The sequence below is a fragment of the Variovorax sp. P4_B11 genome, assembly GCF_056402355.1.
Genome location: NZ_JBFUHO010000018.1, coordinates 16,160 through 28,691 on the forward strand (window position 1 = coordinate 16,160; position 12,532 = coordinate 28,691).

At 62.3% G+C, this 12,532-nt stretch carries 12 protein-coding genes and 1 pseudogene; 7 read left to right on the forward strand and 6 right to left on the reverse strand.

The window, feature by feature from the left end:
* Nucleotides 1-18: 18 nt before the first annotated feature.
* The gene (locus tag AC1DYD_RS17490; RefSeq protein WP_478174017.1) at nucleotides 19-1,497 is read right to left on the reverse strand and encodes an aldehyde dehydrogenase; all 1,479 of its coding nucleotides are present in this window, start codon (nucleotides 1,495-1,497) and stop codon (nucleotides 19-21) included.
* A gap of 261 nt (nucleotides 1,498-1,758) precedes the next feature.
* On the opposite strand from AC1DYD_RS17490, the gene AC1DYD_RS17495 reads away from it, so the two are divergent.
* Nucleotides 1,759-1,938: a hypothetical protein gene (locus tag AC1DYD_RS17495; protein WP_478174018.1), complete on the forward strand. Its 180-nt coding sequence runs from the start codon at nucleotides 1,759-1,761 to the stop codon at nucleotides 1,936-1,938.
* Here the strand turns inward: AC1DYD_RS17495 and AC1DYD_RS17500 are convergent.
* Nucleotides 1,919-2,026, reverse strand: a pseudogene (locus AC1DYD_RS17500) (FMN-binding negative transcriptional regulator); the annotation flags it as partial. The gene AC1DYD_RS17495 and the pseudogene AC1DYD_RS17500 sit on opposite strands and share 20 nt — an antisense overlap.
* Before the next feature lie 224 nt (nucleotides 2,027-2,250).
* Between AC1DYD_RS17500 and AC1DYD_RS17505 the strand changes: the two are divergent.
* From AC1DYD_RS17505 to AC1DYD_RS17530, 6 genes are read left to right on the forward strand one after another with little or no spacing between them, the layout of a single operon-like run.
* Nucleotides 2,251-3,444 carry an ABC transporter substrate-binding protein gene (locus AC1DYD_RS17505; protein WP_478174019.1) on the forward strand — a complete coding sequence of 398 codons (1,194 nt, stop codon included), beginning with the start codon at nucleotides 2,251-2,253 and terminating at the stop codon, nucleotides 3,442-3,444.
* A gap of 24 nt (nucleotides 3,445-3,468) precedes the next feature.
* Nucleotides 3,469-4,350 carry a branched-chain amino acid ABC transporter permease gene (locus AC1DYD_RS17510; RefSeq protein WP_478174020.1) on the forward strand — a complete coding sequence of 294 codons (882 nt, stop codon included), beginning with the start codon at nucleotides 3,469-3,471 and terminating at the stop codon, nucleotides 4,348-4,350.
* Between the two features lie 22 nt (nucleotides 4,351-4,372).
* On the forward strand, nucleotides 4,373-5,380 hold the full coding sequence (locus AC1DYD_RS17515) for a branched-chain amino acid ABC transporter permease (protein ID WP_478174021.1): 1,008 nt from the start codon (nucleotides 4,373-4,375) through the stop codon (nucleotides 5,378-5,380).
* The gene (locus AC1DYD_RS17520; protein WP_478174022.1) at nucleotides 5,377-6,147 is read left to right on the forward strand and encodes an ABC transporter ATP-binding protein; all 771 of its coding nucleotides are present in this window, start codon (nucleotides 5,377-5,379) and stop codon (nucleotides 6,145-6,147) included. Before AC1DYD_RS17515 ends, AC1DYD_RS17520 begins: the two co-directional genes overlap by 4 nt.
* 30 nt (nucleotides 6,148-6,177) lie before the next feature.
* A complete protein-coding gene (locus AC1DYD_RS17525; RefSeq protein WP_478174023.1) occupies nucleotides 6,178-6,879 on the forward strand; it encodes an ABC transporter ATP-binding protein in 702 nt (233 codons plus the stop codon).
* Between the two features lie 23 nt (nucleotides 6,880-6,902).
* Nucleotides 6,903-7,991, forward strand: a complete 1,089-nt coding sequence (locus AC1DYD_RS17530) for a phenylacetaldoxime dehydratase family protein (RefSeq protein ID WP_478174024.1) — start codon at nucleotides 6,903-6,905, stop codon at nucleotides 7,989-7,991.
* Between the two features lie 177 nt (nucleotides 7,992-8,168).
* Here the strand turns inward: AC1DYD_RS17530 and AC1DYD_RS17535 are convergent, their stop codons facing one another.
* From AC1DYD_RS17535 to AC1DYD_RS17550, 4 genes are all read right to left on the reverse strand, one after another.
* Nucleotides 8,169-9,110 carry a LysR family transcriptional regulator gene (locus AC1DYD_RS17535; protein ID WP_478174025.1) on the reverse strand — a complete coding sequence of 314 codons (942 nt, stop codon included), beginning with the start codon at nucleotides 9,108-9,110 and terminating at the stop codon, nucleotides 8,169-8,171.
* 289 nt (nucleotides 9,111-9,399) lie between these two features.
* Nucleotides 9,400-10,242: an ABC transporter ATP-binding protein gene (locus tag AC1DYD_RS17540; RefSeq protein ID WP_478174109.1), complete on the reverse strand. Its 843-nt coding sequence runs from the start codon at nucleotides 10,240-10,242 to the stop codon at nucleotides 9,400-9,402.
* A gap of 11 nt (nucleotides 10,243-10,253) precedes the next feature.
* Nucleotides 10,254-11,105 (reverse strand): nitrate ABC transporter permease, encoded by an 852-nt coding sequence (gene ntrB / locus AC1DYD_RS17545; RefSeq protein WP_478174026.1) that lies wholly within the window; start codon nucleotides 11,103-11,105, stop codon nucleotides 10,254-10,256.
* Between the two features lie 2 nt (nucleotides 11,106-11,107).
* A complete protein-coding gene (locus tag AC1DYD_RS17550) occupies nucleotides 11,108-12,460 on the reverse strand; it encodes a CmpA/NrtA family ABC transporter substrate-binding protein (RefSeq protein ID WP_478174027.1) in 1,353 nt (450 codons plus the stop codon).
* Nucleotides 12,461-12,532 lie beyond the last annotated feature (72 nt).

A 12,532-nucleotide genomic window follows, 5' to 3' on the forward strand; every position in this document is an offset into this window, starting at 1 on the left:
CTGGCGCCGAGTTGGGGTTCAGCCGAGCACGAACGCGTTGGTGCGTGACGGTTGTGTGGTGATCCAGACGCTCTTGCTTTGCAGGTATTCCTTGATCGCGTCGACGCCGCCCTCGCGCCCGATGCCGCTGCGCTTGTAGCCTCCGAAGGGCGTGGTGAAACTGGTGGCGCGGTAATTGTTGACCCACACCGTGCCGGCCTTCAACCGGTCTGACATGTGGAACGCGCGATGCAGGCTCTGCGTCCATACGCCGGCAGCTAGACCAAACTGGGTGTCGTTGGCGATGCGCAGCGCATCGGCCTCGTCGTCGAAAGGAATCACCGAGAGCACGGGCCCGAAGACTTCTTCCTGCGCAATGCGCATGTCATTGGTGACGCCGGTGAAGATGGTGGGCGCCACGAACTGGCCTTGTCCGTAGCCTTCGCCAGTGAGCGCATGGCCGCCGAGCACGCACTTGGCACCGCCATCCTTGGCGATCTCGATGTAGTCCAGGATTTTCTGGAACTGGACTTTTGTAGCGATGGGCCCAACCTGAGTTTCCATCTTTGCCGGATCGCCCACGATGGCTTTGCTTGCCACATCGATGAGCATCGCAACGAAGCGGTCGTGAATGCCGCGCTGTACCAGAAGCCGCGAGCCGGCCATGCAGGTCTGCCCGGCCGCGCCGAAGATGCCAGCCACCGCGCCCATCACGGCCTGGCCCAGGTCCGCGTCGTCAAACACGATGTTGGCGGACTTGCCTCCGAGTTCGAGGGTGACTTTCTTGAAATCCCTGGCGGCAATCTCGTTGATCTTCTGGCCGGCAGCGTCGCCTCCGGTGAAGGCCACCTTGGCAACCAGGGGGTGGCTCACGAGCGGCTCCCCAACTTCAGCGCCGAAGCCGGTAATGACGTTGAAGACGCCAGGCGGGAAGCCCGCCAACTTCACCAAGGCAGCCAGCTCCAACAACGAGCTCGACGTGTACTCCGAAGGCTTGATCACCATGGTGTTGCCCGCTGCAAGCGCCGGGGCGATCTTCCATACCGTCAGGGCGAGCGGAGAGTTCCACGGTGTGATCGCCGCGACCACACCAAGGGGTTCGTGCTTGACGTAGTTGAACACGCCGGTCTTGTTGATTGGCACCACCGCGCCCTGGACCTTGTCTGCCAGGCCCGCGTAATAGTGGAACCACTGCGCAACGTTCTGGACTTGTCCGCTGACCTCTGCGATGAGCTTGCCGTTGTCGCGCTGCTCGGTCTCTGCCAGAACCTCGACGTTCTGGCTCACCAGGTCGGCAAGCTTGCGCAGCAAGGCGCCGCGCTGCGTTGCCGTCAGATCACTCCAAGCGGGTGCTTCAAGCGCTTCATGCGCAGCGCGTACCGCGAGTTCGACATCCGCCACCCCGCCCCTTGGAACATCGGCCCACGCTTTTCCCGAGTAGGGCTCGGTCGATTCGAACCAGGCACCGGAGGCCGGGTCGATCCATTCGTTGTTGATGAACAGCTGGTATCGCTTCATGCGCTTGTCTCTCGTGTGTCGATGGCCGGGAGTCTAGGGCAATTCTAAATTAGCTGCAAGCATTCTGCTGAGCAGAACCTTCAAAGCGTAGCGGTGGCCTGCGCTCACCCTGGGCAGCGTCATTGATCGCTGTGTTTTCGAAGGCCGAGCGCGAGGACGCGACCGGAGAACCACGATGACCTTCATCCCCGAAGTCACTGACTACCTTGCAGTGAAGGGGCCGGAGGTATCGCAGACGGACGGGGCCTGGCGGCTGCATTGATGCTTGGTGCCGACGGGGTCTTGATGGGAAGCCGCTTCTGGGCAACCCGAGAGGCCCTCATCGACCCGAACGCCAAGGCTCGCGTAACGCAGGCGCGCGGGTCGCAGACGATTCGCAACTACGTGTATGACATCGTGCGCGGAAAGGCCTGGCCGAAGGAATTCCGACGATCGCCTTGAGCATCGTGTCGATATAGTCCTTGAAGCCATCGGTCATTTTCCACGCCGTTGGCTGCGACGCCTCGTGAGTGCGGGTGAATCGGGCTATCGATCGCCCGATCGGGCCAGGACCTAAGCGCAAGATCCAAACAGGCTCCCTCTTGCTCTGAGCTGGCGCTGTATCGCTTAGCCGTTTGCTGCATGTGTCATTGCGCAGATTCACATTGCGCGCAGCCTGTACCGACCAACATACTGCGACGCCGCGCTCGATTGCTGATGCGGAGAGGATGGGCCTCTCCACTTGTGGCATTCGGCGAAAACGCTGGAGAAGACATGCTCGCGAAATCTCTGAGGTCCCTGTTCTTGGTAGCAGGCGCGCTGTCCGCTGCTACAGCGCAAGTCTCCGCCCAACCCATCAAGGTCGGCGTCCCAATGATTCTTTCCGGAGCGGGTGCCCAGTTCGGCGCCCCTATCCTGGATGGTGCGCGCCTGTACGCAGATCAGGTGAACGCCAGCGGTGGGGTACTTGGCCGCAAGATCGAACTCGTGCCACGCGACACGAAGTCCCGCCCCGAAGAAGCCGTGCGGGTGGCCCGGGAGCTGATCCTGCGCGACAAGGTGGATTTTCTCGTCGGCACCTTTACTTCGGCCGAGGGAACGGCGATCTCGCAGGTCGCAAAAGAGAACGAGATCGTTACGATCGTTCCGGGACCCAAGACCGACCGCCTGACTGCGCCGGATCAGCTGCATCCGTACATCTTCCGCACGTCCGGAAACACGACCACCGAGGGCCGAGTGGCCGCGGAGATCGTCGCCTCGATGAAAGTCAAGCGAGTAGCGACCATCGCTCCAGACTTTGCGTATGGCCGTGACGCGGTGACGGCCTTTGCCGCGCATCTGCGCAAGCTGGTGCCTGACGTGCAGATCGTGGATCAACAATGGCCCAAGCTCAACGAGTCCGACTACACGGCCTTCGTCACCGCACAACTTGCCGCGAAGCCGGAGGCGGTGTTCTCGGTAATTTGTTGCGGCAACTTCGATGCTTTCGCCAAACAGGCTAACGCGCTTGGCTACTTCAAGCAACTCGGGCCTCGTCTGGTAGCCGTCGGTGAGGCGGGATCCGTGGAGATGTTGAAAGCGCTGCGCGACGAATATCCGGTGGGGATTTGGGGTAATACCTACGACGCCGACAACTGGGAGTCATCGCCTGCGCACAAGGCATACCTCGCTCGCGTGCGCGAAGTCACCAAGCAGGCCGTTCCCTCTTCATGGGTCATCCAGGGCTATATCTCCATGCAGTTTCTGGTCGAGGCGATCAAGAAGGCCAACTCGGTCGATGCCGTGAAGGTTTCAGCGGCGATGAAGGGATTGACCATCGCTTCGCCGCAAGGGCCGATCACGATGCGTGCCAAGGATCAGCAGGCCGATCGCGCGCATCTATGGGGCCAAGCAGCCAAGGTCGCTGGCTCGGAGATCCCGGTTCTCACCAACATCCGCAGCATCGCCGTCGGCGGCCTGATGGACTAGCAGGCCGGATCCGGGAGCGCAGCCATGGACCTCTCTTTTGTTCCAGCACAGCTGGTCAGTGGACTGACGACGGCCATGACGCTGTTCGTCACGGCCTCGGGCCTGTCGCTCATCTTCGGTGTGATGGGGATTCTCAACTTCGCTCATGGCAGCCTGTTCATGCTGGGCGCTTTCCTGCTCGCCTCGCTGGCGCGGCTGCTTGGCGCGTCGGGCATCGGCTTCGTGGCCGCGTTGTTCATCGCATCAGTCGCGGTGGGGGTGATCGGTGCAGCTCTAGAACGCTGGCTCATCTCACGTCTGTACGGCAAGGAGGAGCTGTTTCAGCTGCTCTTCACCTATTCGCTGGTCTTGGTGCTGGCCGACTGCGTCCGGATGGTGTGGGGAGTCAACCAGCAATCCGTGATGCGACCGGCGATTCTGTCCGGATCCTTCGAACTCGCTGGTGCGACGCTTTCCCACTACAACCTGCTGCTCATTGGCGTGGGGTTCGCCATCGTGCTCGGTCTGTGGTTCCTCCTGCACCGCACCCGCATCGGGGAGCTGATCCGCGCCGCGTCGCAGGATCGAGAAATGCTGCTGATGCTCGGCAAGAACGTGCGCTGGATTCAGACCGGCGTCTTCGCGCTGGGGGCCTTCCTCGCCGGCTTGTCGGGTGCGCTGATGGCGCCTCTGGTGTCGGTGGTTCCAGGCATGGACTCCGAGATCATTATCGTACTGTTCATCATCGTGGTGATCGGTGGGCTTGGCTCACTGGCCGGCACGCTTGTGGGTTCGCTCGTCTACGGGGTCGCCTACTCATTCACCGTGTACTTCTTCCCTCAGCTTGCTCTGTTCGTTGTCGCAGCCCTCATGGTGATCACTCTCACCTTGCGCCCGCAGGGCCTGCTCGGTCGGCGGATTGGCTAGTGCTCCCGCAGATAGGTACATCATGAAGAGTCAAATTGAAGCCACGCTCGCGTTGATCCTGTTTCCTTTGGCGCTCGGCATCGGCATCTTCGGCTCCCGCCTCTGGTTGAACTTTGGTGCCGAGGTGGCGATCTGGGCATTGTTCGCCGTCAGTCTGAATCTCCTGGTTGGCTTTGGCGGCATGGTGTCGTTCGGCCATGCCGCCTACTTCGGCCTCGGCGCCTATGGCGCGGGGCTCGCCGCCATGCGCTGGGGCATCGGGCTCGTTCCGGCCACATTGATCGGCATGGGCTTGGCGGCACTCTTCGCGTTGCTGTTCGGCATGCTGTGCGTGCGGCGATCGAAGGTCTATTTTGCGATGTTGACACTTGCATTCAGTCAGCTGGTTTGGGCGGTGGCCTTCCGATGGAACGACCTCACTGGCGGTGATCAGGGAATCAATGGCTTGCCTATGCCGCAGTTCGGGAACCTGCTGGGGTGGACCAATCAGCGCTGGTTCTACTGGATCTGCCTCGTGCTGCTATGCGTCGTCCTGTACCTGTTGTATCGCCTGGCGCGCTCTCCATTCGGCACCCTGCTCAATGCGGCGAAGCTCAACCCGGAGCGGGTGCAGTTCCTGGGTACCTCGGTGCCGAGGGTGCAGCTGGTGGCCTTCGTAATCGCCGGTGCGCTGGCGGGACTCGCCGGCGCCCTGTTCGCTTTCCATACACGGGGACTGTTTCCCGACTATCTGTTCTGGACAAAGGGTGCCGAGGCGCTGAACATGGTCGTTCTGGGCGGCATGAATCAGTTGCTCGGACCGGTGCTCGGAGCCGCCACGCTGTTGTTCATCAATCAGGAGGCTACCGCCTTCACCGAGTACTGGTCCGCAGTGACCGGTGTGATGCTTGGTGCGCTGATCCTCTTCGCGCCCGGAGGGCTTGCGGGCGGTCTGCAGCGATTGTTCGAGCTAACCAAGCGTAGCGGTGCACGCAGCAAAGCCGGCCAATCCGCACCCGATCTTGAAGCCGATATCCGGAGGCCTCAATGAGCGTGCTGATCGAGATCGAAGGCCTGAGCAAGACCTTCAGCGGCTTCAAGGCACTGAGCGATGTTGGTTTTGCCATCCCCGAAGGCAAGATCACGGCGGTGATCGGCCCGAACGGCGCTGGGAAGTCGACCTTGTTCAACCTCATCACGGGCAAGCTTGTGCCCACCAGCGGGGCAATCCGACTTCGAGGCCGCGATATCACCACGCTGCCACCGGAGGCTCGAGTACGCAGCGGGTTCGGCAGGACTTTCCAGCGCACCAGTGTTTTCGGTGAAATGAGCGTGCGGGAGAATCTTCGGACCGCACTGTTGTGCCAGGGACGTCACGTCTGGTCGTTCTGGCGTGCGGCAACTGCTTTCTTCGAGTCGGACGTCCACGCGCTCGCGTCGCGCTTCGACCTCAGCGACGCGTTGGATCTGCAGGCCAAGACCATGTCGCACGGCGATCAGAAGCAGCTCGAGCTGGCCATGGCCGTCGCCCAGACGCCCAAGGTGCTGTTGCTGGACGAGCCACTGGCAGGAATGTCGCCGGTGGAGACACGAACAGCCGTCGCAGCCATCGTCGACGAGGTTCGCCAGCGCGGCATCACGCTTTTGTTCACTGAACATGACATCGACGTTGTGTTCGAGATCGCCGACGTGATCGTGGTGCTGGACAAAGGGCGCTTGATCGCCAGTGGGCCAGCGGCGCAGATCCGTTCCGATGCGAGGGTGCAGGCTGTCTATCTCGGCCAGAGCGACGCGCTCGAGGCACCGGAACTGCAGTGACCAACAGGCCTTCTCCGAACCTAACCGATCATGGAACCAATCCTCGAAGTTCTTGCGCTGAAGGCGGGCTATGGCTCTAGCCAAATTCTCTTTGACATCACCTTCAATGTCTATGACGGTGAATGCGTCTGCCTGCTCGGCCGTAACGGGATGGGCAAGACGACCACGATGCGCAGCGTACTCGGCCTGACACGTCGCCTCGGTGGCAGTGTGCGCTTCCGCGGTCGCGATCTCGGCCGAGCATCGGGCTTCGAGGTTGCCAGGCTGGGCATCAGCCTCGTGCCAGAGGACCGACGCATCTTTGCTGATCTGACCGTCGAGGAAAATCTGCGAGTTGCGGATGCGCGCGGTGAATGGACGCTGTCGCGCGTATATGCGCTCTTTCCCGAGCTTCAGGAGTTCGCGACTCGCAAAGGTGGGCTGCTGTCGGGTGGACAGCAGCAGATGCTGACCATTGCGCGTTCGCTAATGACATCCCCCCGCCTCCTGCTGCTCGACGAGCCGTCGGAAGGGATCGCCCCCATCGTCGTGCAGCGGCTGCGCGACCAGATCCGGGAACTCAAGCGGTCTGGGCTGACCCTGGTGCTGGCCGAGCAAAGCCTAGCATTCTGCCTGGCAGTGTCTGACCGGGTCGTTGTGCTTGAGAAAGGACACGTGCGCTACAGCGGAACAACCTCCGCATTCTCGAGCGATTCTGCATTGCAGAAGAGGCTGCTTGGCGTAGGGCACTGATTCACACTACTGAAGAAAACCATATGACAGCAAGGATCACCGAGAACGCGCCGGCGGAAGCCTACGGCCCCTCAGATCGCCGATTCCCCTTGCGCAAGCGCGAGGGATTCATTCCCCAAGTGCAGCGCTGGTCCTTTCAACTGCCGCCCGACTGCATGCAGATGCGCGTGGGCTTCCTGGCGGTGCAAGGCCTGGACGATGCAGCGCTCGAGCAAAGCGCCTTCTTTCGATGGGCACAGAGTGCGCTGTCGCATGCTGCCGGGCCGACGACCTTTGATCACGCCCGCTTCACCGACGCGCAGGGATTGCGCAATCACGTGATTGCAGCCTACTGGGTTGACGAGCGCCGGTTCGAACGCTGGCGCTCTGACGACGTGCTGCAGTCGTGGTGGGCCTCGAATGAACGTCTGCACGACAAGACGGGCGTGTGGCGCGAGATATTGCGCGTGCCGCGTGAACGCCAGGAGAGCATCTACTGGCGGGACTATCCGGCAGGCCTAATGTCGAGCGACGAGGTAGCGATCTATCCGACCCCTTACTGTGGCTACTACGGTGCGATGCGCGACCGCATTCCGCTGGCCGCGCGTGATCCCCTGGATGCGCCGGACGACTTCGGGCTTGTTGAGCAGACCGGGCGTGCTGGGTACGGCGAACGCTGGCGTATCACCCCGCCTCACAATCTGGCCGTGATCCGCTCAGCCAATACGTGGGGACGCATGGACGAGGAGCAACTGGCCGACTACGAGAAGAATCTGAGGCAGCCGCTGGACAACGGCATGGCCTACTTGCGCGAATCACCGTTGCCTACTGGATGTGCCTCGTTGCGCATGCAGCGCAAGTTCGACACGCAGGGGCGCCCATTGCCCGAGGAGCATGCGCTGGGGCATTTCCTTTCGCTGCGCCACATGGAGGCTTGGGCTGAGAACCACGCCACGCATGCGGCAATCTTCAAAGCCGCGATATCTCGCTACAAACGCTACGGCACTGACAATCAGCTGCGTACTTGGCATGAGGTCTATGTGCTTCCGGCCGGCGATCAGCTCTTCGAGTACATCCATTGCGGTCCGGAGACCGGTCTGCTGCGATGGTTCGATGGCGAGCGTGTGGGCTGAAAGAAAGACTGTTTCGCGGCGTAGGGGCTTCCGCCGGCGAGGGGACCAGCCCGTGCTGGCAATGTCCATGCACGTGATGGAAAGTCCGCGGGTAGCGAACCGGCCGCCGTCCTGAGGACCTGGTTACCGGTGCTGCATCTGAATGCCCGCGGACGAGGCCAGATGCGGGTGCGTCGGCTAACCGCGCGGCTCCACGTCGGGGGGACCGTTAAGCCACTCTTGCTTCGACTCAAAGAGCTGCTGCAGGTACTCGGTGACGGCCCGGATTCGGGCGGAGTATTGGAGGTCATGGTGCACGCTCACCCAGAGCGTTCGCATCACCCTCGCCGTATCGGCAAGCACCGGCACCAGCGTATCCTCTTTCACCACGGAGAACTTGGGAAGCAACACCAAGCCCAGGCCAGAGGCTGCGGCGGCCATCTGCGCCAGCATGCTGTTGGACTGGAAACTCATGTGAGGTCGTGTGATCAGTTCATCGAGCCAGCGTACAGCGTCGAGTTGGATCAGGTCGTCGAGATATCCCACGAACTGATGTTTCGGAAGTTCGGACAGCCCGGTGGGTGTTCCGTGGTTCTCCAGATAGCTCGGCGACGCATACAGGTACAGCGCGAACGAGCCCGCTGTCTCGCATGCCAATCCTTGCCCTATCGGCTTGAAGAAGCTGACGAAGACGTCGGCTTCCCTGCGGCTGACATTGACAACAGAAGGGGAGGTCACGAGTTCCACTCGTAGCTTGGCGTGCTTGCACAGCAGCGACTCGAGGTGGCGAGCCACGAACGTGGTACCGATCCCCTCCATCATGGCGATGCGCACGCTGCCCGACGGCTCTCTGTCGGTTCCGCCGAGCTCCTCCTGAAGCGACAGGACCGCCCGCTCCATGTTGTCCGCCTGAAGCGCGAGAACATGAGCCAGTTCGGTGGGTTTGAGTCCGGCGCGTCGACGTTCGAACAGGGGACCGCCCAAGCACAACTCCAACTGTGACAGCCGACGACTGACCGTCGAGTGATCGATATGAAGTTGCCTGGCCGCCTGCGACAGGCTGCCGGTGCGATTGATATGCAGAAACAGGCGCACATCGTCCCAATTGAGATTGGTGAGAGGTACCTTCTTGGTCGTCATGCAGCCTTCTTGTGCGTGGTCATATCCAATGTTTCTTCTCCTTTAAATATCAGGTTGTATGGTGATGCGCAATACAGACGAACACTGCGCTTGACCGGCAACGATGGGAGTGGGAAAGCAATTTGCGTTCCATCGCCAGCGGCAATGCGCCACGGCAGTCACTGGACCATGGCGTTTGATGCATGGGAGGCTGGCTGGCGCGCGAGGGCCCGAGCAGCCGTTCTCGTGGCGAGGAGGGCTCTTCGCCCGCGGTTGAAGGTTCGGGCTGGAGAACGGGGCCGAGAAGTATTCAGCCCGTGGGCTGTTCGACGTGGGCCTGGCGGCGGTACAGGAAGTCCATCAGTGCGCGCCTGCACTCCGCATAGGTCGGGTCGGTCGCCAGGCTGACGCGATCGCGCGGGCGCCCTATGGGGACGTCCAGGATCTCCCCGATCCGTGCCGCGGGACCGTTGGTCATCATGACGATGCGGTCCGCAAGGAGCACCGCCTCGTCCACGTCATGCGTGACCATGACCACCGTGCTTTCCGTTTTCTCGACGATGCCGAGCAGCTCGTCCTGCAACTTGGCGCGCGTGAGCGCGTCGAGCGCGCCGAAGGGCTCGTCCATCAGCAGGACCTGCGGTTCCATCGACAGTGCCCTGGCGATGCCGACGCGCTGCTTCATGCCGCCTGAGATTTCGCTGGGCTTCTTGTGCGCGGCATGCGCCAGGCCGACCATCTCGAGCGCCGCCTCGGTGCGGCGATCGACCGCGGAAGCAGACTCGGCACGAAACACGCTGCGCACGGCCATGCGCACGTTGTCGAAGCAGCTGAGCCACGGCAGGAGAGAATGGTTCTGGAACACCATCGCCCGCCGAGGTCCGGGCCCACGGATGACCTCCCCATCGCACGAGACGGTTCCCGCGGTCGGGGATGCCAGGCCGGCGAGAAGGTTGAGCAGCGTGGATTTGCCGCAACCGGAGTGGCCGATCAGGGCGACGAACTCGCCCCTGCGAATCTCCAGATTGATCTCGCTGAGCGCAGGAAATTCGCCTTTGGGCGTGCTGAAGGTCTGCCGCACACCGCAAACGCGCAGGAACCCGGGCGTTGCGGTCGAGGCAGTCGAAACAGTTGAGAAAGCTGGCCGCAACATCGTCTGACCTTTCATTCACGGAAGCTCAGCTGCTTCATCAATGCGCCCAGCAACTGGTCGAGCACCAGGCCGACAATGCCGATCATCACGATGGCGACGATGATGCTGGAGATCTGCAGGTTGTTCCATTCGTTCCACACGAAGAAGCCGATCCCGCTCTGGCCCACCACCATCTCCGCCGCCACGATCACCAGCCAGGCGATGCCGATCGAGATGCGCATGCCCGTGAGGATCATGGGAACTGCTGCCGGAAAGACGATCTTGCGCGCGCGCTCCAGTGGCGTGAGTCCGATGACGCGACCGACATTGGTCCAGTCCTGGCGCACGCTCGCGGTGCTGTACAGGGTGTTGAGCAGGATGGGCCAGATCGAACAGATAAAGATGATGAAGATCGCCGAGGCGCCGCTGTCCTTCAGCGTGTAGAGCGCGAGCGGCATCCAAGCCATGGGGGAGACGGGCCGCACCAGCTGGATAAAAGGATTCAGCGCCTGACCCAGCCATGGAACCAGTCCCAGCAAGAAGCCCAAGGGAACTCCGACCAGCACGGCCAGGGCGTAGCCGCTGAACACGCGCCTGAGCGAGTCGAGCAAGTGCCAGGCAATGCCCAGGTCGTTCTCGCCATTGCGGCGGAATGGATCCGCAAACAGTTCGCCGGCGCGCTTGAACACGTCGATCGGGGTCGGAATGGCCGAGCGCTCCACGGATGCACCGGGGCTCTTGCCCATCAGCCTGTCGTAGTCCGAAATCTCTGCCGGCGCGCTGCCGCCCCCGCTGGAGGCAAGTGCCTGCCAGACTGCCAGCAAGAGCAGGCCGATCGCCAAGGTGGCCAGCCAGGAGCGTGAGGTCGGGACCGAGCCCTGCATGATCACGCCCTGCCCTGCGACTTCAGATAGTCGGCGGGGCGGTCGGAGTCGAAGCTCTTGCCCAAAATGGTTTCCTTGCGGAATCCGACCTCAGGCGCCCTGCCACCGCGCTCCTCGATGAGGCGTTTTGCATCCGTGGCCAGCATCACCTGGCGGGCGAGGCCCTTGTAGTCCAGGTCCTCCTTGATCATGTTCCATCTGCGCATCTGGGTCAGCAGCCATACCGCGCTCGAGTAGTGAGGAAAGGGCTGGAAGTCGATGCGGCGCGGCAGGGTCTTCACGTTGCCAAGGCCATCGGCATACCTGCCGGTCAGGACCTGGTCCACGACCGTTTCGGGCTGGTTGAGATATTGGGGCTGGGCAAGGATCTTGGCCATCCCTGCGCGATTGGCAGGCTCGGACACATGCAGGCTCGCTGCGATGATCGCGCGGTAGGCGGCCATGAAGCTGTTCGGATGGGCCTTGATCCAGGCCTCGGTCGCTGTGACCGAGCAGCAAGGATGCTCCGGCCAGATCTCGCTCGATACCAGGTGAATGAAACCCGCGCCTTCGTACACGGCCCGTTGGCCGCCCGGCTCGCCGCCGAAGAAACCGTCGATGTTGCCCACGCGAAGGTTGGACACGTATTCGGAAGGAGGAACGACGCGGTAGGACACGTCCCGCTCCGGGTCCAGCCCTGCCGATGCCAGGTAGTGGCGCAGCTGGAGCATCTGGTGGGATTGCTCGAACGGCACGGCGAACCTGAAGCCCTTCCAGTTCTTCGGGTCGCGGTTGTCCTTGTGCTTCATCGCAAGGACCAGCGAGTTGCCGTTCTGGTTGAGCACCGTCATCACACGGGTGGGAATGGGAGCGCCGCCGATGCCGGCGGACATGGCCAGCGCAACGGGCATCACCTGCTGGGAGATGTCCAGTTCGCCGTTGACCATCTTGTCGCGAATCAGCGCGATTCCGGCGATCTTTTGCAGGCTCAGTTCCAGCCCCTCGCGCGGGAAGAGTCCGAGCTGCTCCGCATAGATCAGCGGCGTCGCGCAGGTGATGGGCAGGAATCCGACAGCGAGCCGCTTCTTCTCCGGCGCCCCCTTGCGCTCCTGCGCGACGGCGGCAAGCTGGGTCAGCGGCGTGAGTGCCGTGAGCGCGGCCAGCGCCCCTGCCCGACCCAGCGTCCTGACGAATGCACGCCGCAGGCCCTGCTCGGGAAAGAGCCCGTGCAGCATGCCCCCGGCCATCGCCCCGGCCAGCGCGTCGTCGGCGTTCGCAGGCTGTCCTGCGAGACACTCTTCATTGTCACGATGCGTGCCACCGCATGCGCAGAGGCCGGTGCGGGAAAGGCGAACATACTCTTGTGATGGGTCCATGGGCCCTCAAGGCTGGGTTGAACGGATCAGGTCCGCGACACAGCAATGGTGAGCATGTTCCGTGCAAATGGC